Origin of the sequence: Delftia sp. HK171 (assembly GCF_001886655.1) — a bacterium.
GTDB lineage: Bacteria > Pseudomonadota > Gammaproteobacteria > Burkholderiales > Burkholderiaceae_C > Comamonas > Comamonas acidovorans.
Genome location: NZ_CP018101.1, coordinates 3241572 through 3265775, shown reverse-complemented (window position 1 = coordinate 3265775; position 24204 = coordinate 3241572). Strand labels below are relative to the sequence as shown.

Annotated in this window: 22 protein-coding genes; 13 read left to right on the top strand and 9 right to left on the bottom strand. The window is 66.6% G+C overall.

Annotated elements, in window-relative coordinates:
• Positions 1-3: 3 nt before the first annotated feature.
• On the bottom strand, positions 4-1050 hold the full coding sequence (locus BO996_RS14820) for a methionine ABC transporter ATP-binding protein (RefSeq protein ID WP_012205010.1): 1047 nt from the start codon (positions 1048-1050) through the stop codon (positions 4-6).
• A gap of 433 nt (positions 1051-1483) precedes the next feature.
• Here BO996_RS14820 and BO996_RS14815 point away from each other — a divergent pair, with 433 nt between their 5' ends.
• From BO996_RS14815 to BO996_RS14790, 6 genes are all read left to right on the top strand, one after another.
• Positions 1484-4405 (top strand): xanthine dehydrogenase family protein molybdopterin-binding subunit, encoded by a 2922-nt coding sequence (locus tag BO996_RS14815; RefSeq protein ID WP_071955302.1) that lies wholly within the window; start codon positions 1484-1486, stop codon positions 4403-4405.
• Entirely contained in the window at positions 4402-4989 is a 588-nt protein-coding gene (locus BO996_RS14810) for a (2Fe-2S)-binding protein (RefSeq protein ID WP_061287602.1), read from the top strand. Before BO996_RS14815 ends, BO996_RS14810 begins: the two co-directional genes overlap by 4 nt.
• Before the next feature lie 5 nt (positions 4990-4994).
• Entirely contained in the window at positions 4995-6455 is a 1461-nt protein-coding gene (locus tag BO996_RS14805; RefSeq protein ID WP_083571219.1) for a c-type cytochrome, read from the top strand.
• A gap of 460 nt (positions 6456-6915) precedes the next feature.
• Positions 6916-7821 carry an SDR family oxidoreductase gene (locus tag BO996_RS14800; RefSeq protein ID WP_043822631.1) on the top strand — a complete coding sequence of 302 codons (906 nt, stop codon included), beginning with the start codon at positions 6916-6918 and terminating at the stop codon, positions 7819-7821.
• Positions 7818-9323 (top strand): acyl-CoA synthetase, encoded by a 1506-nt coding sequence (locus BO996_RS14795; RefSeq protein ID WP_071955300.1) that lies wholly within the window; start codon positions 7818-7820, stop codon positions 9321-9323. The genes BO996_RS14800 and BO996_RS14795 overlap by 4 nt, the downstream gene beginning before the upstream one ends.
• Positions 9324-9356: 33 nt before the next feature.
• The gene (locus tag BO996_RS14790; protein WP_012205004.1) at positions 9357-10334 is read left to right on the top strand and encodes a Bug family tripartite tricarboxylate transporter substrate binding protein; all 978 of its coding nucleotides are present in this window, start codon (positions 9357-9359) and stop codon (positions 10332-10334) included.
• 27 nt (positions 10335-10361) lie between these two features.
• Here the strand turns inward: BO996_RS14790 and BO996_RS14785 are convergent, their stop codons facing one another.
• From BO996_RS14785 to BO996_RS14775, 3 genes are all read right to left on the bottom strand, one after another.
• Positions 10362-11276, bottom strand: a complete 915-nt coding sequence (locus BO996_RS14785) for a LysR family transcriptional regulator (RefSeq protein WP_016448094.1) — start codon at positions 11274-11276, stop codon at positions 10362-10364.
• A gap of 163 nt (positions 11277-11439) precedes the next feature.
• Positions 11440-12444, bottom strand: coding sequence for a tripartite tricarboxylate transporter substrate binding protein BugE (locus BO996_RS14780; RefSeq protein WP_071955298.1), 1005 nt, complete (start codon positions 12442-12444; stop codon positions 11440-11442).
• Positions 12445-12501: 57 nt separating this feature from the next.
• Positions 12502-13470, bottom strand: a complete 969-nt coding sequence (locus BO996_RS14775) for an alpha/beta fold hydrolase (protein ID WP_071955296.1) — start codon at positions 13468-13470, stop codon at positions 12502-12504.
• Positions 13471-13602: 132 nt separating this feature from the next.
• Here BO996_RS14775 and BO996_RS14770 point away from each other — a divergent pair, with 132 nt between their 5' ends.
• Together BO996_RS14770 and BO996_RS14765 are read left to right on the top strand one after the other, a co-directional pair.
• The gene (locus BO996_RS14770; protein WP_071955294.1) at positions 13603-14538 is read left to right on the top strand and encodes a LysR family transcriptional regulator; all 936 of its coding nucleotides are present in this window, start codon (positions 13603-13605) and stop codon (positions 14536-14538) included.
• Positions 14539-15035: 497 nt separating this feature from the next.
• Positions 15036-15437: a hypothetical protein gene (locus BO996_RS14765; RefSeq protein WP_071957113.1), complete on the top strand. Its 402-nt coding sequence runs from the start codon at positions 15036-15038 to the stop codon at positions 15435-15437.
• Between the two features lie 80 nt (positions 15438-15517).
• Here the strand turns inward: BO996_RS14765 and BO996_RS14760 are convergent, their stop codons facing one another.
• Positions 15518-16012: a hypothetical protein gene (locus BO996_RS14760; RefSeq protein WP_232240315.1), complete on the bottom strand. Its 495-nt coding sequence runs from the start codon at positions 16010-16012 to the stop codon at positions 15518-15520.
• Positions 16013-16744: 732 nt separating this feature from the next.
• Here BO996_RS14760 and BO996_RS14755 point away from each other — a divergent pair.
• From BO996_RS14755 to BO996_RS14745, 4 genes are all read left to right on the top strand, one after another.
• Positions 16745-17092: a hypothetical protein gene (locus BO996_RS14755; protein ID WP_232240314.1), complete on the top strand. Its 348-nt coding sequence runs from the start codon at positions 16745-16747 to the stop codon at positions 17090-17092.
• Positions 17093-17229: 137 nt separating this feature from the next.
• Entirely contained in the window at positions 17230-17811 is a 582-nt protein-coding gene (locus BO996_RS29075; protein WP_156897959.1) for a hypothetical protein, read from the top strand.
• A 130-nt stretch (positions 17812-17941) separates the two neighbouring features.
• Positions 17942-18322: a hypothetical protein gene (locus BO996_RS14750; RefSeq protein WP_156897958.1), complete on the top strand. Its 381-nt coding sequence runs from the start codon at positions 17942-17944 to the stop codon at positions 18320-18322.
• A gap of 438 nt (positions 18323-18760) precedes the next feature.
• Positions 18761-19060 (top strand): hypothetical protein, encoded by a 300-nt coding sequence (locus tag BO996_RS14745; RefSeq protein ID WP_232240313.1) that lies wholly within the window; start codon positions 18761-18763, stop codon positions 19058-19060.
• A 46-nt stretch (positions 19061-19106) separates the two neighbouring features.
• Here the strand turns inward: BO996_RS14745 and BO996_RS14740 are convergent, their stop codons facing one another.
• From BO996_RS14740 to fepB, 3 genes are read right to left on the bottom strand one after another with little or no spacing between them, the layout of a single operon-like run.
• Positions 19107-20147, bottom strand: coding sequence for a FecCD family ABC transporter permease (locus tag BO996_RS14740; protein ID WP_071955285.1), 1041 nt, complete (start codon positions 20145-20147; stop codon positions 19107-19109).
• The gene (locus BO996_RS14735; protein WP_071955279.1) at positions 20144-21208 is read right to left on the bottom strand and encodes a FecCD family ABC transporter permease; all 1065 of its coding nucleotides are present in this window, start codon (positions 21206-21208) and stop codon (positions 20144-20146) included. The genes BO996_RS14740 and BO996_RS14735 overlap by 4 nt, the downstream gene beginning before the upstream one ends.
• 3 nt (positions 21209-21211) lie before the next feature.
• A complete protein-coding gene (gene fepB / locus BO996_RS14730) occupies positions 21212-22213 on the bottom strand; it encodes a Fe2+-enterobactin ABC transporter substrate-binding protein (RefSeq protein WP_071955277.1) in 1002 nt (333 codons plus the stop codon).
• Positions 22214-22332: 119 nt separating this feature from the next.
• Here fepB and BO996_RS14725 point away from each other — a divergent pair, with 119 nt between their 5' ends.
• Complete coding sequence (locus BO996_RS14725; protein WP_071955275.1) at positions 22333-23148, top strand: ABC transporter ATP-binding protein; 816 nt, start codon at positions 22333-22335, stop codon at positions 23146-23148.
• 30 nt (positions 23149-23178) lie between these two features.
• Here the strand turns inward: BO996_RS14725 and BO996_RS14720 are convergent, their stop codons facing one another.
• The gene (locus BO996_RS14720) at positions 23179-23970 is read right to left on the bottom strand and encodes an IclR family transcriptional regulator (RefSeq protein ID WP_012204987.1); all 792 of its coding nucleotides are present in this window, start codon (positions 23968-23970) and stop codon (positions 23179-23181) included.
• Between the last annotated feature and the right edge of the window lie 234 nt (positions 23971-24204).

Below are 24204 nucleotides of genomic sequence, written 5' to 3'. Positions count from 1 at the left end.
CGCTCAATCCCTGGTGGAAACGATCTGCACCTGCACGCCGGTGGCGCGCAGATGGTCCACGGCGGCATCAATCTTTGCCGCGTCGCCGCTGGCGAAGACGGCCAGCGAGCCGAAGGTCTGCTCCTGGATCTCGTCGATCTGGCCATGCAGGATGGACAGGTCCAGCCCCAGCTCGCGGATCAGGTGCGACAGGATGGGCTGGTAGGCGCTCTCGCCCGCATACGACAGGCGCAGCAGCCGGCCTTGCTGGCCGGGCGCCAGCTGGGCGGCCAGCGCATTCACGCGCACGGCCACCGACTCGGGCAGTTGCTGGGGCACGATCTCGTCGATCAGGCTGCGCGTGATGGCCTGCTGCGGGCGCGTGAACACGTCGATCACGGGGCCCAGCTCGGCGATCTCGCCGCCGTCGATCACGGCCACGCGGTCGGCGATCTGCTTGATCACCTGCATCTGGTGCGTGATCAGCACCACGGTCAGGCCCAGCTCGCGGTTGACCTTGCGCAGCAGGTCCAGGATGGAGCGCGTGGTCTCGGGGTCCAGGGCCGAGGTGGCCTCGTCCGACAGCAGCACCTTGGGGTGGCTGGCCAGCGCGCGCGCAATGCCCACGCGCTGCTTTTGCCCGCCCGAGATCTGCGCCGGATAGCGGTCGCGCAGCGCGCTCAGGCCTACCAGGTCCAGCAGCGGGTCCACGCGCTTCTTGATGTCGTCGGCCGACATGCCCGCCATCTCCAGCGGCAGCGCGGCGTTGTCGAACACCGTGCGCGAGGACAGCAGGTTGAAATGCTGGAACACCATGCCGATGTCGCGGCGCGCCGTGCGCAGCTCGGCATCGCTGAGCTGCATCAGGTCACGGCCGCCCACCAGCACCTGGCCGGAGGTGGGGCGGTTGAGCAGGTTCAGGCAGCGCACCAGCGAGCTTTTGCCCGCGCCGCTGCGGCCGATGATGCCGAACACCTCGCCCGACTCGATCTGCAGGTTGATGCCCCGCAAGGCATGGACGGGCCCGGTGGGGCCCTTGTAGGTCAGGGAAAGATCCCGAATCTCGATCATGAAAAAACGCCGCGGCGCAGGACGGCCTGGGGACGCCGCTGCGCATTGTTGGGAAGTGGGAGCAAATATAGGTTGCGCGTATAAAAACGCAAACTATAAAAAAATAAAGTAATAAGAAGCTCCGGTTATGCCCAGGACTTCACTACTTTCTGCACAACCCTCAACTATGCCTGAATGTGGACACGCCCTTGCCCTGCCGGGCTATGCGCGGCGCCACGGAGCACTGCAGCAAGGCCCTTCTTGCGGCGGCGTCTGATTGACAGTGCGGCCGGCACGCTGCCGTCGCGGCCTGGCGGCCCCGGCCCGCTCCTGCTTTTGACGATGGCAGGCACCTGCCGCTGCCGCCGCGCTGACGCCAGAAGCAGCCTTTGCTGACAGGCCGCGCGGCATGCGCCCTCCTACAGTGGGCTCAACCCCACAGGAGAAGAGCGCCATGCGCCCAGAACAACACTCCGGCGCCGGCAGCCAGGCCGGCACGGCTCCCTTGTCGCGGCGCGGCTTTCTGCAGGCCGCCAGCATCGCAGGCGTCAGCGTCTGGGTGGCGCCGCTGGCCAGCCAGGCCTATGCAGCCCTCTTTGAAGACCGCGTCCTGGGCAGCGTGGCCCGCGAGCCGGCCACGCAGCTGCCGCGCATGCGGCTCGATGGCCGCTCCAAGGTCATGGGCGCCAAGGTCTTCGCCCGCGACATCCGCGCACGCGACATGCCGCACTGGCCCCAGCAGCAATCCCATGCCTTCATCGTGCGCACCACCCTGGCCGACCGGCTGTTCGACGGTATGGACCTGTCTTCCCTGGACGGCGAGCTGGCGCCCGACCGCGTGGTCACGGCCGAGGATCTGGCGCGCGACGGCTTGGCCTTTCCCGAGTTCTATGGCGAGGACATGCTGCTGCCCGCAGGCAAGACCCCCGCCTACCTTGGCCAGGCCGTGGCCATCCTGATCTACCACGACTTCGCGCGCTTTCGCTTTGCCAAGGAAAGGCTGCAGGCCACGGCCGGCGTCATCCGCTACGGCCGCATCACGGGCGCGCTGGACCGTCCGCCCTGGGGCGTGTTCCGCTATGTGCGCCAGGGCGGTGCCACGGCCTTTGACGACGACGTGTTCTCCAGCCTGCGCGATGCCCCGCTCTTCCCCGCCGAACGCAAGCCGCTGGTCTGGCCGCAGATCTCCAAGGCCGACGCGGTCACGGCACGCGGCCTGCGCGCGGCCGAGCAGATCGCCCAGGAGCTGGCCACGCCGCCCGCCGACTGGCTGGTGCTGCAGCGCCACTACGCCACGCAATCGGTGGACACAGCCGCGCTGGAACCCGACAACGCCAACAGCTGGTATGACGCGGCCACGCAAAGCCTGCACATGGTGCTGGCCACGCAGTCGCCGCACGAGGTGGCCGAATGGGCAGCGCAGATGGTGCAGGCCAGCAGGTTCCCGCTCAAGAACCTTTTCGTGCACCCGTGCTACACGGTGGGCTACGGCTCCAAGGACCACGCGCCCATGCCCTACTACGGCCTGGTCTGCGCGCTGTATGCGGACGGCAAGCCCGTGCGCCTGGCCAATGACCGGTTCGAGCAGTTCCAGTCCTCGCTCAAGCGCCATGCCTTCGAGATCGACTACACCATGGCCATCGACAGGAAGACCGGCCTCTTCCAGAGCCTTGTGGCCAACATGACGGCCAATGGCGGCGGCAGGGCCAACTTCTCGCCCTCGGTCGCCATGGTCGGCGGCACGGCGGCGCAGTCCATCTACTACTTTCCCAAGAACGACATCACCGCCGTGGCACTGGCCAGCCGCGCGCTGGACGCGGGCTCGGCGCGCGGCTACGGCACGCTGCAGAGCATGGCGGCCACCGAAATGATGGTGGACGAAATCGCCGAACTGCTGCAGATCGACCCCATCGAGCTGCGCCTGCGCAACGTGCTGACCTCGGGCGCCAAGAACACCCAGGGCGCCATTGCCGCCGGCGCCCTGCGCGCCGACGAGGTGCTGGAGCGCGCCCGCCGCCATCCGCTGTGGACCGAGCGCGCCAAGCGCAAGACCGCCTACGAGGCCAGCCACCCGGGCCAGCGCTACGGCGTGGGCTTTGCCTGCGTGCAAAAGGACTTCGGCACGGGCGGCGAGGCGGCCTTCGCCCGCATCGAGATATCGCCCCAGGGCCGCGTGCTGCTGCACCACTCGGGCACCGAGATCGGCACGGGCATGGGCACCTCGCAGGCCCAGCTGTGCGTGCAATGGTTCGGCAAGCCCGCCGACGAGCTGCAGACCGCCTGCCTGGACTGGCCGGAGCTGCCGCTCAAGGCCGAGGGCGACAACTACACCATGCCCCAGGCCGACCAGGACCGCTTCGCCACCCGGCCGCTGTGGACGCCGGTCTACGCCTCGCCGGCCAGCGCCAGCAACTCGGCCTACTACTACAGCCACGCCACCAGCGAGACGGCGCGCGTGGTCTTCGAGCACGGCCTGTGGCCGGCCGCCGTCGCCATCTGGAGCCAGGGCACGGGCGGCGGCCAGAAGGCGCCCTACGTGGTGCGCCGCGAGGACGCGCGCTGGGTCAACGGCATGCTCACGGCCAACGGCATGCAGCCGCTGTCCCTGCAGGCCCTGGCCCAGAAGGCCCATGCCATGCAGCTGGTCACGGGCGCCGTGGGCCATACCTTCAACCGCTGGCAATGGGCCGAGGCGGACTTCGACATCCTGGGCACCAGCGCGCGCCGGCCGCTGGACGCGCTGGCCGTGCGCCTGGGCAGCGCGCCCGATGCTGCCGCCGTCACGCCGGCCCCTGACACCACCGACACGCCGCAGGCGGCCACGCCCGTTGAGGCCTCTGTCACCGCGCGGCGCAGCGCCGCCGGCTACCGCATGATTGCGCGGCGCAACCTGTTGTATCCGCCCATGCAGCGCAACAACGCGGGCGTCACCTACTACAGCGCCAATGCGGCCCTGGTCGAGCTGGCGGTGGACACGGGCACGGGCGCGGTCGAGCTGCTGGCCCACCACTCCATCATGGAGTGCGGGCGGCCCATCGTGCCCGAGCTGGTGCACGGCCAGCTCGAAGGCGGCATCGCCATGGGCATAGGCCATGCGCTGTACGAAACCATGCCGCTTTACGAGGGCGGCCCCGGCGACGGCAACTGGAACTTCCACCGCTACCACCTGCCGCGCGGCAGCGAGGTGGCGGTCTGGAAGCAGACGGCCGAGCTGCTGGCACCGCTGTCGGACACCGATCCGCCCAAGGGCATTGCCGAGGTGGTGATGATTCCCATCGTCGCCGCCATCGTCAACGGACTGCACCACGCCATAGGCAAGCGCTTCCACGACCTGCCCGTGACCCCGCAAAAGATCAGGGAGGCACTCGCACCATGAGCCTTGTCCCGCGCCCCTTGTCGCTGACCGTCAACGGCCAGACCGTCGGCCCCATGGACGTGCCCGAAGGCATGCCCATGATCGACTTCCTGCACGAATACCTGAACCTCACCGGCTCGCGCCTGGGCTGCGGCATCGGCGAATGCCGGGCCTGCACCATCATCGTGGACGGTCCCGAAGGCAGCCGCGAAATGCGCACCTGCATCACCGGCGCCCACTACTTCCAGGGCCGCAAGGTCCGCACCATCGAAGGCATTGCCGACCCGGCTGGCGCGGACACCGCGCCCCCGCCCTCGCCCGGCGCCTCGGGCCAGCCGCGCAAGGTCATCGCCATCAGCCCCGTGCAGCAGAAGTACCTGGAGCATTTCAGCTTCCAGTGCGGCTACTGCACGCCGGGCTTCGTCATCGCGGCCACGGTGCTGGTCGAGCGCCTGGCCAAGGCACCCATCCGCGCGGCCGATGTGGAACAGGTCGTGGGCGAGGCGCTGCAGCCCCACCTGTGCCGCTGCACCGGCTATGTGCGCTACTACGCGGCCGTGAAGGACCTGGTCCTGAACACGCCCGGGCTGACCTTGAAAGGATGAGCGCCATGTCCGCCGCCGACCCCAGCGCAGCCGCCCCCACCGCCGCCACCGCCGCGCCACCTGCCGACTACAGCGGCGCCCGCCCCCCGCCGCCGCGCAGGCCCAGGCGCCGCTGGCGCGGGCTGCTACTCATCCTCCTGCTGCTGGCCGTGCTGTTTGCCATTGCCGCCGTCTGGGGCAACCGGCCCCATGTGCCGCAGCGCGAGCCGCAGGCCGTGCACCGCAGCCCCCAGCAGCTGGCCCAGGGCCTGTACCTGGCGCGCGCCGCCGACTGCATGGCCTGCCATGACGGGGTGGGTGGCATAGGTGGCGCCCGGGAAGGCCAGCCCTTTGCGGGCGGCAAGCCCCTGCCCACGCCCTTCGGCACCCTCTACGGCACCAACATCACCCCCGACCCCGACCACGGCATAGGCCGCTGGACGGCCGAGGAATTCCACGCCGCCGTCACCCGCGGCACGGCGCCGGGCGGGCGCCAGCTCTACCCGGCCATGCCCTATGCCTCCTACCACCTGATGAGCCGCGAAGACTCGGACCTGATCTACGGCTACCTGATGAACATCCGGCCCGTGGCCCAGCCCAACACCAAGCCCGCCCTGCCCTTCCCCTTCAACCTGCGCGTGCTCATGTTCGGCTGGAAGACGCTGTTCCTGTCCAGCGCGCCCCTGCCCGTGGGCTCGCAGGGCCAGAGCCCGGCCTGGCTGCGCGGGCAGTACCTGGGCAATGTCATGGGCCACTGCGCCGAATGCCACACGCCGCGCGGCATGTTCGGCCAGATGCAGAAGGACCGCTGGCTGCAGGGCGGCACACTGTCGCTGTTCACGGCCCCCGGCATCACCGCCGAAGCCCTGGCCGCACGCGGCTGGACGCGCGAGGGCATGGCCCAGTTCCTGCAGACGGGCTTCTCGGCCCACGGCAGCGCCTTCGATGAAATGCACGAGGTCATCGCCAACAGCACCCGGTACCTCACGGCCGAGGACATGACGGCGCTGTCCACCTTCCTGCTGGGCGACAACCCGCCCGCGCCCCAGCCGCTGCCTGCCGCCGCGCCCCCGGATTCCGGCACCGGCAACAGCGCCGGCAATGGCGCGGTCAACGGCGCGGGCACGCTGGACGCGGGCCGGGGCCACTACATGGCGCTGTGCGCCAGCTGCCACGGCAGCGAGGGCCTGGGCCGCAGCCTCACCATGCCCCCGCTCAAGGGCAACAGCACCGTGCGCCAGGCCGACGCCCGCAACCTGGTGCTGGCCATCCTCGTCGGCCTGCCCAAGCACCCGGCCACCCAGCAGGGCCCCACGCCCCTGCCCGGCATGCCCGGCTTCATGCAGGAGCTGACCGATGGCGAAGTCGCCGCCCTGGCCAACTACACCCGCGCCACCCTGGGCGGCCAGCCTGCCGATGTGACCGCCGCCCAGGTGGCCGACCTGCGCAGCGCAGCCGGAAAGTCAGGGCACAAGGCTGCGCCGTGAAACACCGGCTGTTCTACGGAGCCCAACCCGTATGCCCGCGCCTGCGGCGTGGCGGTTGCGGGGTTGCAAGCCTGCCGAAGGACAGGCTTGCTTCGTCATCTGACTCGCCGTGATGTCTGAACGTAGCGCACAGCGCGAAGTGAGTTTCACGGCGAACCCCGCAACCGCCACGACGCAGGTTGCCCGCAGCGAAGCGAAGGGTCGCGGGCATTCGGGTCGCCTTCTTTGACCTGACCTTTCTTGGCGAATCAAGAAAGGGCAGTCGGCCGCCGGGCCGAGACCCGGCCTCGAAAAACAACCACCCGGCAGGGGGAGATGAGCCCCCTGCACTCGCTGACAAGCCGCGGTCACAGCCCCAAATCACAAGCCCATTGTTTCCACCACGGAACCAACCGCGTTCCACCACCCTCCTTTGCCAGCCGCCCCTGTCTCCCTAGAGTGAAAGCAAAAGGAGACAAGCATGTTCGAAGCCAATCTATTCCAGGGCCAGCGCGTCCTGATCACCGGGGGCGGCACGGGGCTGGGCCTGGCCATGGCGGCCAAGCTGGCGGAACTGGGTGCCGAGCTGCACCTGTGCGGCCGGCGACGCTCCGTGGTGCAGCAGGCCTGCGAGATGCTGAACAACGACACGGGCGCGCAGGCCTTTGCGCATGAACTCGACATTCGCCAGCCCGAGGCCGTGCACACCGTCATCGACCGCATCTGGGCCGAACACGGCCCCCTGACTGGGCTGGTCAACAACGCGGCCGGCAACTTCGTCAGCCGCACCGAGGACCTGAGCATCAACGGCTTCCATGCCATCTCGGACATCGTCTTCCGGGGCACCTTCTACGTCACCCAGGCCGTGGGCCGCCGCTGGATCGCCGAAGGGCTGCCGGGCTCGGTGCTGTCCATCGTCGTCACCTGGGTGGACACGGGTTCGCCCTTCGTCGTGCCCTCGGCCATGTCCAAGGCCGGGCTGGACGCCATGACCAAATCGCTGGCCGTGGAATGGGGTCCCAAGCGCATACGGTTCAACGCGATTGCGCCGGGCGTGATTCCCACCCAGGGCGCCAGCCAGCGCCTGCGCCCCAGGATCGACGGCAACGAGGACTCGGCCGACCGCCGCCGCCTGGACAACCCCACGCGCCGCCTGGGCACGGGCGAGGACATCGGCAACATGGCCGCCTTCATCCTGGCCCCGGGCAACACCTGGCTCAACGGCCAGACCATCACGCTGGACGGCGGCGACGCCCTGGCCAACGGCGCCTACTTCACCGAATACCAGGCCTGGGACGATGCCGACTGGGCGCGCGCCCGGCAGATGGCCAAGGCCGCCAACCAGCCCAACGTCAACGATGGGGAGCAGGAGGCCACGCCCACATGAGCACCGCCGCCACGCCCCATTCCACCCTGGTCTTCGAACAGCGCACGCTGACCGGCGCCGCCCAGCAGCAGCGCGGCCGCCAGCTGGCCCAGGGCCTGCGCAGCCTGGGCCTGGCCGAAGGCGACGTGCTGGCCGTCTTCCTGCGCAACGGCATCGAATACGCCGACGTGGTCCATGCCTGCCGCATTGCGGGCATCTACTACTGCCCCGTCAACTGGCATTTCACGGCCACGGAGATCGACTACATCCTGGCCGACAGCGGCGCCCGCGCCCTCATCACCAGCCAGGACCTGCTCGACGGCCTCAAGGGCGAACTCTACGCGGACCTGCCCCGGCGCGTCGCCCACGCACGCGAGCCGGAGCTGGACTACGAAACCTGGCTGGCCGCCCAGGCACCCTACGACGGCCCGCTGGTCGCGCCGCGCGGCCACATGGCCTATACATCGGGCACCACGGGCCGCCCCAAGGGCGTGCTGCGCAAGGCGTTTCCCGTGGAAGAACTGCCCCGGCGCCTGGCCGTGAACCAGGCGCTGATCGCCACCGCCTACGGCCTGCAGCCCGGCGCGCGCACCCTGCTGACCGCGCCCATCTACCACAGCGCGCCCAGCCTGTACTTCCAGAACGCGCTCATGCTCAGCGAGCTGGTGGTGCTGGAGCAGCGCTTCGACCCCGAGCGCTTCCTGCAGCTGGTGCAGGAGCACCGCATCGACACCGCCTACATGGTGCCCATCATGTACGTGCGCCTGCTCAGGCTGCCGCGCGAAGTGCGCGAGCGCTACGACATCTCCTCGCTGCGCTTCATCGCCTCCACCGGCTCGCCCTGCGCGCCCGAGGTCAAGAAGGCCATGATCGAGTGGATGGGGCCCATCATCAACGAGACTTATGCCTCCAGCGAGTCGGGCCTGGTCACCTTCATCGGCTCGGCCGACGCCCTCACCCACCCGGGCAGCGCGGGCCTGCCGCTGCAGGACGCCGAAGTCCGCATCCTGGACAGGCAGGGCCAGGGCCTGCCCACGGGCGAGGTGGGCCTGATCTACGTGCGCCAGCCCGCCTATGCCGACTTCACCTACAAGGGCAACGAAGACGCCCGCCGCAAGATGGACCAGGGCGGCCTCATCACCCTGGGCGACATGGGCTACCTGGACGAGGAAGGCTTTCTCTACGTCTGCGACCGCGACTCGGACATGGTGATCTCCGGCGGCGTGAACATCTACCCGGCCGAGATAGAGAACGAGCTGCTCAGGCACCCCGGCATAGCAGACTGCGCCGTCATCGGCGTGCCCGATGCCGAGTACGGCGAACGGCTGCTGGCCCTGGTCGAGCCCGGCCAGTCAGGCACACTGCCCGAGGCGGAACTGAAAGAATGGCTGCGCGGCCGGCTGGCGGCCTACAAGCTGCCGCGCAGCTTCGTCTTCCAGCGCCTGCCCCGCGACGACAACGGAAAGATCGCCAAAAGAAAGCTGCGCGACGCCCACTGGGGCGCGACGCAGCGCAAGATCTGAACCCGCCAACACCGAAAGAGAAGGAGACAACGCATGAACAAGGCCATCGCATTGCTGCTTGCCGCTGCGGCCACCGCAGCCGCAGCCCCCGGGTTCGCCCAGTCCGACTACCCCAGCAAGCCCATCAAGCTCATCGCCCCGTATGCGCCGGGCGGCTCGGTCGATGTGCTGGCCCGCACCCTGGCCACGCACCTGTCCACGGAGCTCAAGCAGTCCGTGGTCGTGGAGAACCGGCCGGGCGCCAACACCATGATTGCCGCCTCGGCCGTGGCGCGCTCGCCGGCCGATGGCTACACCCTGCTGCTGGCCAGCAATGCCAGCATGGTGCTCAACCCCCTGCTCTACAAGAAGCTGAGCTACAACCCCGACCGGGAGCTGAAGCTCACCAACATCCTGGCCGAGGCCCCGCTGGTGCTGGTCACCAACAGCCAGACCGGCATCAAAAACGTGGCCGACCTCAAGGCCTACTCCAAGGCCCACGCGGGCAAGCTCAACTACAGCTCGGTCGGCCTGGGCAACCCGCTGCAGCTGACCACCGAGCTGATCAAGTCCCGCCTGGACGTGGCCGCCACCCACATTCCCTTCAACGGCAGCGCCCCGGCCCTGACCGCCCTCATGGCCAACGACACCCAGCTCATGGTGGACGTGGCCGGCACCTCCCTGCCCCACATCAAGGCCGGCAAGCTGGTGGCCATTGCCACCACCGGGCCGGAGCGCTCGCAGTTCCTGCCGCAGACGCCCACCATTGCCGAATCGGGCGTGCCGGGCTTCAGGGCCTCCACCTGGTTCGGCATTGCCGTGCCCGCAGGCACGCCCGCGGACGCGCGCAACACGTTGCAGGCAGCCGTCAACAAGGTCATGCTCAACCCCGAGTTCGCCAGTGCCCTGGGCAACCAGACCCTCGCCGCCAGAAAGCCCCAGACCCAGGCCCAGCTAGACGACTTCCTGGCCGCTGACGGCCAGATGTGGCGCAAGGTGATCGCGGACAACGCGATTGCGCTGGAGAACTGAAGACCGAAAAGGTGATGAACTAAGGACCTAAGGGCCGGACACCTCGGCCTGCTCCACGAAGCGCAGCAGGCTGGCCCTGAGGAACTCGGTCATCACCTTGACGGCATGCGAGGGCCGCCGGTCCTCGGCCGTGATGATGTACAGCCTGTCGCCCAGGCCGGACACCGTCCAGTCCGGGCACACGCGCTGCACCGCGCCCGATCGCAGCTCGTCCATCACCATGTAGTTGGGCAAGGTGGCCACGCCGCTTCCACGGAGCATGGACTGCTTGAGGAAGGGGAAATGCTCGCTGGTGATGCAGGGCTCGCACTTGAGCGCAATCTCCTGCTGCCCCTTTTTCACCGAGACGGCATAGGTCTTGCCGTCGCCGGGCGGCGTCAACAGCACGCCGTGGGGAATCTCGGCGGGGTCGTGGAACGGCCGCGCCTTGGCATAGGCGCTGCTGGCATACAGGCCAAAGCCCACCGGCCCCAGGTCGCGCGCCACCAGGTGCTCCTGCACGTCGCGTGCCACGCGCACGGCCACATCCACCTGGGCGCTCATGGGATCGCTCACCCGGTTGGAGAACAGCACGCGGATGCGCACCTGCGGGTGCCGCTTCTGGAAGGCCAGCAGCATGTCGGCCAGGTACAGCTCGCCCAGGCCCGTGGGAATGCTCAGCCGCACCGAGCCCGTCACCACATGCTGCAGCGCGTCAATGGCGCCCTGCGCCGCCTCCACCTCCTGGATGATGCTGCGCCCGTGCTCGTACAGCACCTCGCCCGCCGCCGTCAGCAAAAAGCTGCGCGTCGTGCGGTGCAGCAGGGTCACGCCCAGCGCCGTCTCCAGCGCCTTGAGCTCCTTGCTCACCTTGGAGCGCGTGATATCGCGCTTGCGCGCCGCAGCGCTGAGGCTGCGCGCGTCCACGATCTCTACGAAATTGCGGATGAGGTTGATGTCCATGGCTTGAGAGCGGCAGGTCAGGCGGTCCGCCTTGTTCGCGGCCTTGTGCGCGGCCGCAGGCAACGCACCCGGACCGCCACCCCCGGACTATGGCACCGTCACCACGCCTGGCCCCGCCACCCGTGGGCGCCTGGACACAGGGCTTTCCCCGGTGCCCGCCGCATCAGTCCAGGCTGATCTGCGACGAAGCGGCCACCTGCTTCCAGGTCGTCACATCCTTGAGGATCACCGCGCCGAACTGCTCCGGCGTATTGGCCACCACCGTGCCGCCCAACTCGGCCAGGCGCTGGCGCAGTTGCGGATCGGCCAGGGCCTGCACGCTGGCCTTGTGCAGCTTGTCGCGGATGTCCTTGGGCAGGCCCTTGGGCGCCAGCAGGCCGTTCCAGGCCTGCACGGCGTAGCCGGGCACGCCGGACTCGGCAAAGGTCGGCACGTCGGGCAGCTCGCTGCTGCGCTGGGCCGTGGCCACGGCCAGCGGGCGGATCTTGCCGGACTTGATGTGCGGCAGCGAGGCCGGCAGCGGCTCCCACAGCATGGACACCTGGCCGCCGATCAGATCGGTGAAGGCCGGGCCCGCGCCACGGTAGGGCACATGCATGATCTGCACGCCCGCCTTGGCCTTGAACAGCTCCATGGCCAGATGGCCCAGGCCGCCCGCGCCCGAGGACGCATACGACAGATGGCCCGGCTGCGCCTTGGCCAGCGCGATCAGCTCCTTCAGATTGGCCGCCTTGACCGAGGGATGCACGCTGAGCACGCCCGGCACCGTGATCACCTGGGTGATGGGCGTGAAATCCTTCACCGCGTCATAGGGCAGCTTGGTGTAGACGGCCGGATTCGTGCCGTGCGTGCTGGACGTGGCGCCCAGCAGCGTATAGCCGTCCGGCTTGGCATCGGCCACGAAGCGCGTGCCCAGCGAGCCACCGGCACCGGCCTTGTTCTCCACGATCACCGAGGCGCCCAGCACCTTGCCCAGCTGCTGCGCGAACAGGCGGTTCACCACATCGGCCGTGCCGCCGGGCGGAAACGGCACGATCAGGCGGATGGGCTCGGCCGTGGGCCAGCCGGCATCGGCCGCCAGGGCCGACTGCGCGGGCGCCATGGCGCCCAGGGCCAGGGCCGCCGTGGTTGCAGACAGGCTGCGGATCATGAAATTGCGGCGTTGCATAGGATTTTTCTCCTCGTTGAAATTCTTCGGGACCAGGACCGGCCAGTCACTGGCCAGTCATCGGCCCAGGCGCTCCAGCCAGGCCAGCACCCGGCCCAGCACCTCGTCGCCATTGGTGTCCAGCATGCAGAAATGCGAATTGCCGGTAATGCCTGCGGCCGGCAGGTCCAACACCTCGGCACGGCCGCCCAGGCGGCGCAGCAGCTGCCAATACACATCGGTCTGCGCGCGGTACTTCTGCCACTGCGGGCTGTGCGCGAAATGGTCGCCCCACACCGCCAGATGGGGGATGGCCGAGGCAGGCGCGAAGGCATCCGCCCCCTCCTGCCCCTGTTGCCCCTGCTGCCCTTCTTGCACCACCGGCATGCCCGTAGGCTCCACGCCCACCACGGCGCGCACCAGGTGCGGCTTGCGGATGGCCGCATGCGCGGCAAAGCCACCGCCCTGGCTGTGGCCCAGCACCACGCAGGGGCCGAACTGCTCCAGCAAGGCGTCATAGGCCGCCATGGCCATGGCCTCGTGCCCCAGCCAGCGCGGCACCATCTGCCGCACCAGGGCACCAAAATTCTCATGTGGAAACCGCTGGCCGACGAAGGGCTCGCCCACACCGTCGCCCGAAGGCGCGCCATGGCCTATGCGAAACAGCGTCCATGCCTCCTCGGCACTGCGGAACACGGGCGCCTCGGCATAGATCTCGGGGAACATCGCCCAGCCCGCGCGGCCGCGCTCCACGGCATCGCAGACCACCACGTCATGGCCGGCCTCCAGCAGCCGCCACAGCCAGCCCTGGCGGCCATCGGGCGTGGACTCCCACTGCGCCCCGGTCATGCCGCCGCCGTGCCACAGCAGCACTGGCAGGGGGCTGCGCGGATGCGCCAGCCGGTACTCCATGGCGTACATCTGGCCTACGGCATAGCTGCCATTCATGTCCAGCGGCCGCTCGCCGCCGTTGCGCACCACTTCCCTGTGCTGGATCGGCAGATCCCGCACCGTGCGCTGCGCACCGCCAATGAAATGGCTTTGCATCTTCCTGAGGCAAACTTCAGGCATAACAGGGCTTCTCTCGCATGCCGCCATGCTAGGCATGCCCCGCCTTGGTGCTGTGCCGATTGCGGCGGGGCTGTGCCGGATCAGCACAGCTCTGCGCCCACCCTACCCATGCACGAACTCAACCTCAAACTGCTGCAGGACCTGCAGGCCCTGGCCGACACCGGCAGCCTCTACAAGGCCGCCGAGCGCCGCCACATCACCCACCCCGCCTTTGGCCGCCGCATCCGCGCGCTGGAGGAATGGGCTGGCACGCCCCTGGTCGAGCGTGGCCACCAGTCCACCACGCTCACGGCCGCCGGCAAGACGCTGCTGGCCTCGGCCCATGAAGTGCTGGGCATCCTGGAGCAGACCCACGGCCTGCTCCAGCGCCCCCACCGCACGCGCGATGAAACCATCACCATCGCGGCCGGCCGCACGCTGTCGCACACCGTCCTGCCGGGCATCATCACCGCCCTCAACCAGGCCATGCCCCAGCTGTGCTGGAAAGTGGTCACCACCAGCCTGGACTACGGCGTGGAAATGCTGCTGCAAGGCAAGGTGGACCTGCTCATGTGCCACGCCCAGCCCGCCATCGAAGGCAGCCTGCAGGGCCACCACCTGGCCTGGCTGCCCGTGGGCCAGGACACGCTGATCCCCGTCAGCATCCCCCTGGTCCCCCAATTGCCCAAGTACGCCCTGCCCGCCCACGGCGGCGGCCCGCTGGTGCCCTACCTGGACTACGCGCAAAGCATGTCCCTGGGCAAGATCCTGCGCAGCCACCTGCACGAGCTGTGCGACACCACGCGCCTGCGCACCGTCTACGAGGCGGACCTCGCCGACTCCCTGCACGCCATGGTCCACCAGGGCCTGGGCCTGGCCTGGCTGCCGCTCACCCTGGTCAAGACCGACCTGACCGATGGCCGCCTGGCCCGCGCGGCCGGGCCCGACAAGGACGTGCCCATCAACGTACGGCTCTACCGGCGGCCTGCCGCGCAGAGCAAGCCGCTCACGCGCAGGGTGTGGGCGGGGTTGGAGAATCTTTATGGGAGGAGTCAGAAGTCGTGAGGCGGGCGGGTCAGTTTGTGTGACTTGGCGGCTGCGGCCTTGCGTTGTTGACCGTCTGTAAATTTGAGCGCCGCGCGCTCTTCTTGCCCCTGCCGGGCGGTTTCTTTTAGAGGCCGGGTCTCGGCCCGGCAGCCGACTGCCCTTTCTTGATTCGCCAAGAAAGGTCAGATCAAAGAAGGCGACCCGAATGTCCGCGACCCCTTCGCTTCGCTGCGGGGCCACCTGCGTCGTGGCGGCTGCGGGGTTCGCCGTGAAACTCGTTGCGCGCTGCGCGCTTCACTCAAACATCACGGCGAGTCAGATGACGAAGCAAGCCTGTCCTTCGGCAGGCTTGCAACCCCGCAACCGCCACGACGCAGGCGCGGACATACGGGAGGGGGAAAAGGCAGCAGGCGCAGGCAGCGGGCGCGCCCAGGACTTTCCCCTTGGCCCCGCTGCAGCCTTGAACTAGCATGGCCTGCACCGTCCCGGCCGGGGCGGATCTTCCTTGGGCATCGATGAGCTTTCCCGTTCAGATTCCGATCCGAGTCCCCTGCCCTCCGGGCGCCTGCATCTGCGAGCACGACGCCCTGCTCGCCGACTCCATGGCCGACCAGCGCATCCTGCGGCTCACCAGGGAAGAGGAAAAACGCCTGCTGCAGCGGCTCGAACAGATCACCAGCCTGCAGGACCTGCGCCATGTGGAGCAGCGCATGTATGAGCAGCTCGGCATCCGCGTGCGCATCGAGCCCGGCGCCAGCGAAGTGCGCACCGTGCGCGGCATACAGATCGAGGTCTTGCCGATGCGCGGGCTGTGCAGCAAGACTCGGCAGGCAATTCCTGCGGCGATTCGGCGGGGGATGGAGAGGACGCCTGAGGTGGCGTTTGAGTTGTTGGATGAGGGGGGGTTGTTTGGGTAAGGATTGGCAACCTCGACCGACCAGGAATCACTGGTTTTCCGCAAGGCGCTCAATTCCAGCTTTGCGACTGTGGCCAGAAGCTAGCTCCAGACCTCCTCTGTCAGACGCCTCAACTCATCAACCGCCGCAGAAAAAGCCGTCTTGTCAAATACTGCTCTTTTATTTCCCGCTACCCATTCAACCGAAACAACAATACCATTTCTCACATCGATAGCACGTCCGATTCTCGCCCAACTCACCGCTTCTTCATCAACCAGCTGCTCTACCACCGCAACAGTGCAATTCATATCCATATCATCTGGACAGATCATGATTGGCACTATCGTCGACGAATTTTCATTTTTTGGATTCAAAAGATACCAGGCATTTTTCAAATCGCACTCATCAATAAGCCACCCTTGGGCCGGGACAAGGCCACCCACAGTATCTTCTCCAAAGACAGCCGAGCAATCTGCCTCTTTCAACCATAACTCAAGCGGCACCCCGTCAACCACCAGGACAGGATGGGGAGCCTTCGCGTAAAGCGACATGTGCATTACAGCTTCAATAACGTTCATGTGGTGCCAAGATTTCATTTTCAGTGTCCATGACGATCGATTGTCCTTACCGCGCACAGGTCCCGTCAACCTCCTTCACCCTCCGTAGGCTCACCATCCCTGTCGCGTGACCCATACGGGCACTCCGCCCGAAGACATGCACGCCATCGCGAGGCGACCTGCCACCATGCCTACTCACCGCCACCGCAAACGCTGAGGATGCATGGCAGCACGCCTGAATCAAGATGCCAAGCTCCTCATCATGCGGCACAATCAGCCGACAGCGCCCCTGAAGCCAGGTTTGAATCTACTGGAAGCACCAGCCACCCGCCTCCAACATGGAATGCCCCATCTGCACAAGCACTGATTTTCATCGCCCCGCGGAGAAATCTGCAATGGAAATATGGCACTGCAAAAACTGCGGGAATGGATGTGCAGTGCGTTGCAATTACATCCCCGATCTTTCGGACGTGAAAGGCCATGACCTGTTCGTTGGAACGGCATCGGTTTCCACAGGTATAACGGGCCTTAAGGCATTGATCCAGTTAAAGAAAGCTCTTTCATTTGCAGAGCATTTTGTGCCTGCCAGACTTGATGAGCAGCACCGAGCCGGGAAACTCCGTTGGGACCTAGGATATTTTCTGGATTTTGAAGTCCAACAGGCCGAAGCAGAGTGCGAACGAATCGGTATAGCTGCGTTATTCAATAGATTGGTCTAGGCGGGCTTGATGCAGATGACAACCGGCGTGCGACGACTGACAATGCCAGTCCTTGGCACAAGCTCCTGAGATCAAGCACAATCAATACGGCCGCATGGAGATAACAATGGCATTCAAGATAAATGCAGATACAAGAACCACGATCGAGAATATTCTTGGTCGATCCATCGAAACGGAGTGCGGTGATCTGGCCAATTATGGCGAAATCGTTGACAAGGATCTGGAGAGTTTTCGGCGGCTCTGGCCCACCGGCGCAGTGATCACAGCCAACTATCTTCTATACAGGCTGGACGGACGATACGGCCTGCAAAGGGCGATGATGTATATACATCATGTGATCGGAGTTGAGGACATGACGGCGGATCAATGGCTAAAGCAAATGTTGACACTTGAGCAATAAGATGTCGAGAACTGCTTTCGGCCGATCAGACGCATCTGCGAAAACTCAGTAAAAATCACTAATTAATAAAACGTCAGACATACGGTGGCTCTCATGTCCTGGGGCGCCGAACATCCACCCATGACATTCCAGAAGACATGAATATTGAGGCACTGGCAGAAATTTTCCATGATGACAGCAACGGCCTGATTACATCCATAAGTCGTTCAGAGAACAATGAACTCTTGATTTCGATCGAATGCGATGACTGGAAAAATTCACGGATACGCAGAGAATTCAAAATCGTGTGCAAGCAATGGCTGGACACCGACGTGTGCATTTGCAGTGCAAATGCAATATCCGTATACCGGGAGCACCCCTTGCTCCTGAACCGCTCCGGAAGACAAGGCAGCCTTTACTTCTCCTCGTGCCCCCAGGATCCTTACCAAATTTATGCCTATATTTGGGAAATTCTTCATCATCACTACAAAGGCTGGCTGGCCGCATCCAGAATGATGCCGGGTTCACCGGCATCCTTTCATACACTGCTGACTGGAGGCTATGGCTTGCTCTTGCGCGGTCCTATCTCTGTCCTCACCAGCGTTCGAGATCGCATTGGATCCGATTTAAAAACACAACTGATCGACACGCATATCGTCGAAACAAGCGCGGTTGTCCTGGAAATTGGAAATCACTTCGTAATATGCGAGGAAATAGAAGTGATCGATCACAATGTCTGACCACTTCATCCAGAGGATGTCCGTCGACTGAGCCGTCCGCATCCGGCTTCTGACGGCCAGATGGGGGATTCACCACGGCACTGCAGTTGAAAGTACCTTATTGATGTCCTTATACATTGCCCATTTCCTCATGAAGGAGGAGAACGCTTCGCTCAGCACGCAGCCACCTTACGACGTCAACCGCAGAGAGAAACGCCATTTCATCGCGTCGCATCTGTTCGCTGCCAGCGATGCCGAGGCAGCCTACGATCGCGCCATAGGCATGCTCCCCGGCTTGAGCGACGCAAATCACGATGGGCCCGGTGATCGAACGAACGTGGAGCCTGTTGGCATCTTCGACCTTGACGAGGTATTCGTCGCTGAGGGGCAGGTCGTAACCGGATTGAGCCAGCCATACGGTATCGATGTCGGCATCCTGTTTATCGAGGAATTGCTGTGTCAGCGCACAAGAACCAAGCAGGAGCTGACTGTCTTCGCCGGCCCTAGGGATGGCAGGGCAGAGCAGCTCTAATTCCCCAATATCCTCGTACGTTCTCCCGCACATCCTCACTCGCCTGCCCATAGCTGAGCAGCGACTGCGAACTCCATCATCCGTATCCGAGCAGAAAACGCCGTCGGAACCTTGAGGATTTCGGCCAGCTTGCGCACGGTACAGCAGGTACGGCTTGGGCTTGCCACGCATAGCGATTGATCTGTGCGCTTGCGACAAGCTGGTCGCCCCCTCAGACCCACTCGGCAGCCCCCATCTTCTTGAACGCCCTGTCAATCAGCTACGCAACTCGTAGTATCTGCGTCAAGAAAAACCGGCAAGCATCATCCCTTTCTGAAGGAGATGCGATGTCAGACGCCAATGGAATGCTTCGTGGAGAGTCGAACCCATGAAGCACATCCCCCCATCCCCTCCCCCGAAAACACCCACGCCCAGAAGCTCGCAACAGCACTGCATGAAATGGACCGCTTCGTGCAGCAAGGCTGTGCCGAGGTTTCCGCCCTGGCCCAGCTGGCGCTGGCCTGGCTGGAGATCCCCGAAGGCCATCAGCGGCTGGACGTGGTGGCGCAGGCGCTGGTGACCATTCGCAACAGCGCTGAATCGCTGGCGGAGTTCGCGGGCAGTGAAGCCCGGGTGATGAACTGCGAGTACGAGGACCAGGCAGAGGTGCGCCGCAGCGAGGCGGCCAAGGTGGCTGCCGAAGAGGCCGGGCATGTGTACACCGTGGCGGGGCCTGCGGTGGCGCGCGGCGGCAGGTAGTCCCGGAGGCAACGGGTCTGCGCGCCGCTGCACCCTGCATGGCCGTCTACCCCTTGCGCGTGCGAAACAGCAGCCACAGCAGATACACCCCGCCCAGCAGCCCCGTTACCAACCCGATGGGCAGATGCAGGCGCACGGGTGCCCACTGGCTGAGCATGTCGGCCGCCAGCAGCAGAACGGCGCCCATGGCTGCCGCCGTGAACAGGGGCACGTCGGGCGACAGGCCCAGGCGCCTGGCCACCTGGGGCGCGGCCAGCGCGATGAAGGCGATGGGCCCCGCCGCTGCCGTGGCGATGGCGGTCAGGGCCACGGCAGCCATCACCATGGTGAGCCGCGTGCGCGGCACGTTGACGCCGAGCTGGGTGGCGGCATCGTCGCCCAGCTCAAGCAGGTTGATGCGGCGGGCGCACCACAGCACAACGGGCACGATGGCGATGAAGCCCAGCGCGGCGGGCACGACATGGGCCCAGGTCCGCGCGCTGAGCGAGCCGGCCAGCCAGCGCTGCGCGGCGACGGCCCGGTCCAGGTCCCCCATGACCAGCAAGATGGTGTTCAGGCCCGAGAGCGTGGCCCCCACGCCTATGCCCACCAGCACCAGCCGGAAGCCGCCGCCAGCACGCCGCCCCCCGGACAGCGCAAGCACGACCGCCGCCGTGGCCATGCCCGACAGCACGGCGGCCAGCGATGTCCACAGCGGCCCGGCGTCACCGAGCACGATGAGCGCAATCGCCCCGCTGGCCGCGCCCGTGGTGAAGCCGATCACGTCCGGCGAGCCCAGCGCGTTGCGGGAGATGGACTGGAAGATGGCACCCGCCATGCCAAGCGACGCGCCCACGAAGACGGCCGTGAGGACACGCGGCAGCCGCACCCGCTGCACGATGCGCTCTGCTGCGGGGTTGGAGCCCGTGCCCAGCAGGCTGTCGAGCACTTCGGCGGGGCTGAGGGACAGGGTTCCCGTGCCCAGCAGCAGCACACCCAGCACCAGGGCCAGCACGACCAGCGCCATGCCCACGGCCAGCGGCCTGGGCCGCCAGAGAAACGAACAGGCTCCCCAGCGCACAACGGATGTGTTCACGGAGGTCTTCATAGCCTGCTCAACCGGTATCTGCACGCAACCCAGACAAAGAACGGCCCGCCAATCAGGCAGGCGACGATGCCCGCAGCCACTTCGGCAGGTGCTGCGACGACGCGGCCCAGCACGTCGGCACCCAGCAGCAGCACCGCCGCGTAGAGCGCGGACAGCGGCAGTATCCAGCGGTAGTCCGGCCCGCACGAGAGGCGTGCAAGATGCGGCGCCACCAGGCCGACGAAGGCGATGGGCCCCACGGCTGCCGTGGCCGCCCCGGCCAGCAGCATGACCGCAAGGCAGGCCAGTTGCGCGGTGGCGCGCACATTGACACCCAGCGCCAGGCCCACGTCATGCCCCAGCGCCATGGCGTTGAGCTGGCCGACGATGGCCCAGGCCGCCGCCAGCCCTGCCGCCACGGCGGCCGCCAGCACGGCGGCGCTGGCATAGCCGCTGCCCTCCAGGGAGCCGGCCGCCCAGTGGCGGAAGCCGTCAAAGACTTCCGGGGGCGCGTTGAGCAGGATGATGCCGGCGCTGGAGGTGAGCATGACCGACAGGCCGGCCCCGGCCAGGACCAGGCGCACCGGGTGCGCGCCCGCGCCCCGGGACTGGCCGAACGCGAAGACGGCGGCGCCCGCCAGCCCCGCGCCGGCAAAGGCGCACCAAACGTACTGGAGCACGGACGTCAGGCCGAAGGCCGTCATGCCGATGAGCACGGCCAGCGCCGCACCCGCGTTGACGCCCAGCAGACCCGGCTCCGCCAGGGGATTGCGGGTGACGGCCTGCATGAGCGCGCCAGCCACGCCCAGCGCCATGCCGGCCAGGATGGCCACCACGGTGCGGGGCATGCGCAGCAGGCTGACGATCAGGTGCTGGTCATCACGCAGGTCCGGAGCCCGCAGCGCGCCGAGGATGTCGGCCAGCGCAATGTCGCGCGAGCCGACGGTGATGCCGAGCACGGCAATGATGGCCAGCGCCAGCAGCCCGCCTGCAAGGCCCAGCCAACGCCTGCAGTGCAGGGAGGAGCGCGTACAGGAGCGCGAGGCAGGCCGCGCCACCGCGCCTTGGAGCCGTGCACGCATGGCTCAGCGGAAATGGCTTGCCACGGCGTCGACCATCTGCTGCCCCGAGTAGTAGTCGATGCGAAACGAGGTCGGGCCCAGCGGATAGACGCGCCGGCCGGCAACGGCGGGCAGGTTGGCCAGTAGCGGATCGTCCAGGAAGGCCTGCACATCGCCCTGCGAGGCGCCGAGCAGGAAGACGGAGTCGCCGGTGATGGCAGCCGAGAGATTCTCGCGGGAGATGAATTCGAAGTCCGAGGCGCGTGTGACCTGGGCGGCCAGCGCGGGCGGCAGGCCCTCCACCTTGAAGCCCAGTGCGGCCAGCAGCCGCGCATGGGGGCTGGCGGCGCGGCCTATGGAGTAGCTGCCGGCCAGGTTGTAGGCGACGATGCTGACGGGCTGGGCCGGTGGCGTGATGGAGGCGGCGGTCTGCGCCACATGGGCATCGAAGCGGGCAATGGCTGCGGCGGCCTGCTTCGCATGGCCCGTGATGCGGCCCAGCTCGGTGGCGATGTCCTGCCAGGACTGGCTGGAGTAGTCGACCACGACCATGGGCACGCCCTGCGCCTGCAGTTCGGTGCGGTGCTGGGCCACGCTGTCGGCCCCGGTGGCGGAGGCCACCAGCAGGTCGGGGCTGGCGCCGATGGCGGCCTCGATGTCGAATTGCAGGTTGCGGTAGAGCACCTGCACGCCGCGCTTGTCGGCAACGGCGGCCCATTGCGAGAAAAAGCCCTTGTCGTCGGTCATGCGGCTGGGCGTGGTCGCGGCGGTCGCAACGACCGGCGCATCGATGGCCAGCAGGATTCCGGTCACGCTGGGCGAGGTGGAGACGATGCGCCGGGGCAGCGGTGCATGGTCTGCGTGTGCTGCAGCCGGCGTACCCGATGTATGCGACGCATGCGATGTATCCGATGTATGCGGTGCGGCGCCCGCCACGGGAACGGCGGCGCGTGGAAACCATACGAAACAGGCCAGCACGGCCAGTGCGGCGGCCGCGCCCAGGGCGGCAAGTTTGAGTCTGTTCATCTCGATCCGAAGCGACGGGGCCGGGCGCCAGGGCGGCGTCTTCAGCGTATTCCGTATTGTAGAATTCATTCCACATTGCAAACACCGAAGGACCTATCGATTGTGGGAAATGACCGGCCATGACGCAGCGCCTGAGTGCTGATGCGGTGACGCTGCGCTACGGCGAGCGCACGATTTCGCAGGGCCTGTCCCTTGCCATTCCCGATGGTTCCTTCACCGTCATCGTGGGGCCGAACGCCTGCGGCAAGTCCACCCTGCTGCGCGCGCTGTCGCGGCTGCTGGTGCCGGCTGCCGGGCAGGTCATCCTGGATGGCCGGCACATCTCGCAATTTCCCGCCAAGGAGGTGGCACGGCGCCTGGGCCTGCTGCCGCAAAGCGCGGTGGCGCCCGAGGGCATCACGGTGGCGGACCTGGTGGCGCGGGGGCGCTACCCCCATCAATCCTTCCTGAGGCAGTGGACGGACGCGGATGAGCAGGCTGTGGCCGAGGCCATGCAGGCCACCGATGTGGCAGCACTGTCCGACCGACTGCTGGACGAGCTGTCAGGTGGCCAGCGCCAGCGGGTGTGGATTGCGATGGTGCTGGCACAGCAGACGCCGATCCTGCTGCTGGACGAGCCCACGACGTTCCTGGACATCGCCCACCAGATCGAGCTGATGGAGCTGCTGGCGGATCTCAACGACGCCGGCCGCACGGTGGTTGCGGTGCTGCACGACCTCAACCAGGCCTGCCGCTATGCCTCGCACCTGATCGCCATGCGCAACGGGCGCATTGCCGCGCAAGGCGCGCCCGGGGCGATCTTCACGGAGCAGTTGGTGCAGGAGGTGTTCGGCCTGCCGGCCGTGATCATTGCGGACCCTGTGTCGGGGACACCCCTGGTGGTGCCCAGGGGGCGCAGGGCCGTGAATGCCATGGAGCGCGCCGCAGGGAACTGAGGCGCCCGGCCATTCTTCCCGGCGCGGCTTTCAAGGCGAATCTGCGCTGAAAGCCCGCCCGCCCGTGGACTGGTTGATCAGGCTGGCCTCGCGGAACAGCGCGACCCGGTCTTGCGGCGACTTGAGCTGGCCCAGGTCCGAGACGGTGGTGACCGCGCAGACGATTTCATGCTGCGCATCGAACACCGGCGCCGCCTGGCCCGTGACGTTGGACAGCAGGTGGCTGGTCATCTCGGACCAGCAGCGCTCGCGCACTTCGTCGAGCACGGCCTTGGCCGGCGGCTTGCCACGGAAATGGGCGGGCTGCTGGCGCCGTGCGGCGTCGATGGTGGCCTTGGGCAGGAAGGCCTGGAACACCAGGCCGCAGGCGGTGTTGTCTATGGGCAGGATGTCGCCCAGCGCCAGCGGGTTGATCGAGAAGTAGGCGCTGCGGTACCAGCGCACCAGGGTGGGCCCCCGGTCGGTCCAGATGGCCACGCCGCCGCTGAGCGCATGGCTGTGCGTCAGCGCCTTCATGCGCTGCGCCGCAATCTCCACCGCATCCACACGCTTGAGCGCGCCAATGCCGATGCTCAGCGCCGCGCTGCCCAGGTCATACAGGCCGCTGGCCGGGTCCTGCTTGGCCAGGCCTTCCTTGACGAGGCTTTGCAGGTAGCGGTGGGCCGTGGAGCCCCCCGTTCCCGTTCGCCGGGCCACCTCGCCCAGCGCCAGCTCGCTTTCGGCATTGGCCAGGACCATGAGAAACCGGGTGGCGATGGAGACGGACTGGATGGTGCCGGAGCGCTTCTCGCCGGCTGTCGTCTGAGGTGTTGTTGTTTTCAAGGGCTGGGCTTTCTTGCCTGTACCAGGCGCATCGCAGGTGGGGGCGCAGGCGCCGCCGGTGTCGATGATACCGGCTCTGCCGAAGGCTCTGCACGGGTGCGCGCACACCATTTCGCCGCTGTTTTTTTCTTCCGCATGTGGGAATGCATTCCCTACTGTGGAATTTCAATGCATGATGGCGACCTTTGAAAAATACGAATCATTCTCATCAAAGGAAGATGCTGTGAAGCTGTG

Excerpts from the sequence above, each read along its gene's own strand:
- BO996_RS14800 (WP_043822631.1), top strand. The coding sequence starts at position 6,916 with ATGTTCGAAGCCAATCTATTCCAGGGCCAGCGCGTCCTGATCACCGGG.
- BO996_RS14780 (WP_071955298.1), bottom strand. The coding sequence starts at position 12,444 with ATGCAACGCCGCAATTTCATGATCCGCAGCCTGTCTGCAACCACGGCG.
- BO996_RS14815 (WP_071955302.1), top strand. The coding sequence starts at position 1,484 with ATGCGCCCAGAACAACACTCCGGCGCCGGCAGCCAGGCCGGCACGGCT.
- BO996_RS29075 (WP_156897959.1), top strand. The coding sequence starts at position 17,230 with ATGAATATTGAGGCACTGGCAGAAATTTTCCATGATGACAGCAACGGC.
- BO996_RS14795 (WP_071955300.1), top strand. The coding sequence starts at position 7,818 with ATGAGCACCGCCGCCACGCCCCATTCCACCCTGGTCTTCGAACAGCGC.
- BO996_RS14760 (WP_232240315.1), bottom strand. The coding sequence starts at position 16,012 with ATGAAATCTTGGCACCACATGAACGTTATTGAAGCTGTAATGCACATG.
- BO996_RS14820 (WP_012205010.1), bottom strand. The coding sequence starts at position 1,050 with ATGATCGAGATTCGGGATCTTTCCCTGACCTACAAGGGCCCCACCGGG.
- BO996_RS14785 (WP_016448094.1), bottom strand. The coding sequence starts at position 11,276 with ATGGACATCAACCTCATCCGCAATTTCGTAGAGATCGTGGACGCGCGC.
- BO996_RS14790 (WP_012205004.1), top strand. The coding sequence starts at position 9,357 with ATGAACAAGGCCATCGCATTGCTGCTTGCCGCTGCGGCCACCGCAGCC.
- BO996_RS14810 (WP_061287602.1), top strand. The coding sequence starts at position 4,402 with ATGAGCCTTGTCCCGCGCCCCTTGTCGCTGACCGTCAACGGCCAGACC.
- BO996_RS14740 (WP_071955285.1), bottom strand. The coding sequence starts at position 20,147 with ATGAAGACCTCCGTGAACACATCCGTTGTGCGCTGGGGAGCCTGTTCG.
- BO996_RS14775 (WP_071955296.1), bottom strand. The coding sequence starts at position 13,470 with ATGCAAAGCCATTTCATTGGCGGTGCGCAGCGCACGGTGCGGGATCTG.
- fepB (WP_071955277.1), bottom strand. The coding sequence starts at position 22,213 with ATGAACAGACTCAAACTTGCCGCCCTGGGCGCGGCCGCCGCACTGGCC.
- BO996_RS14750 (WP_156897958.1), top strand. The coding sequence starts at position 17,942 with ATGAAGGAGGAGAACGCTTCGCTCAGCACGCAGCCACCTTACGACGTC.
- BO996_RS14745 (WP_232240313.1), top strand. The coding sequence starts at position 18,761 with ATGGACCGCTTCGTGCAGCAAGGCTGTGCCGAGGTTTCCGCCCTGGCC.
- BO996_RS14725 (WP_071955275.1), top strand. The coding sequence starts at position 22,333 with ATGACGCAGCGCCTGAGTGCTGATGCGGTGACGCTGCGCTACGGCGAG.
- BO996_RS14735 (WP_071955279.1), bottom strand. The coding sequence starts at position 21,208 with ATGCGTGCACGGCTCCAAGGCGCGGTGGCGCGGCCTGCCTCGCGCTCC.
- BO996_RS14805 (WP_083571219.1), top strand. The coding sequence starts at position 4,995 with ATGTCCGCCGCCGACCCCAGCGCAGCCGCCCCCACCGCCGCCACCGCC.
- BO996_RS14770 (WP_071955294.1), top strand. The coding sequence starts at position 13,603 with ATGCACGAACTCAACCTCAAACTGCTGCAGGACCTGCAGGCCCTGGCC.
- BO996_RS14765 (WP_071957113.1), top strand. The coding sequence starts at position 15,036 with ATGAGCTTTCCCGTTCAGATTCCGATCCGAGTCCCCTGCCCTCCGGGC.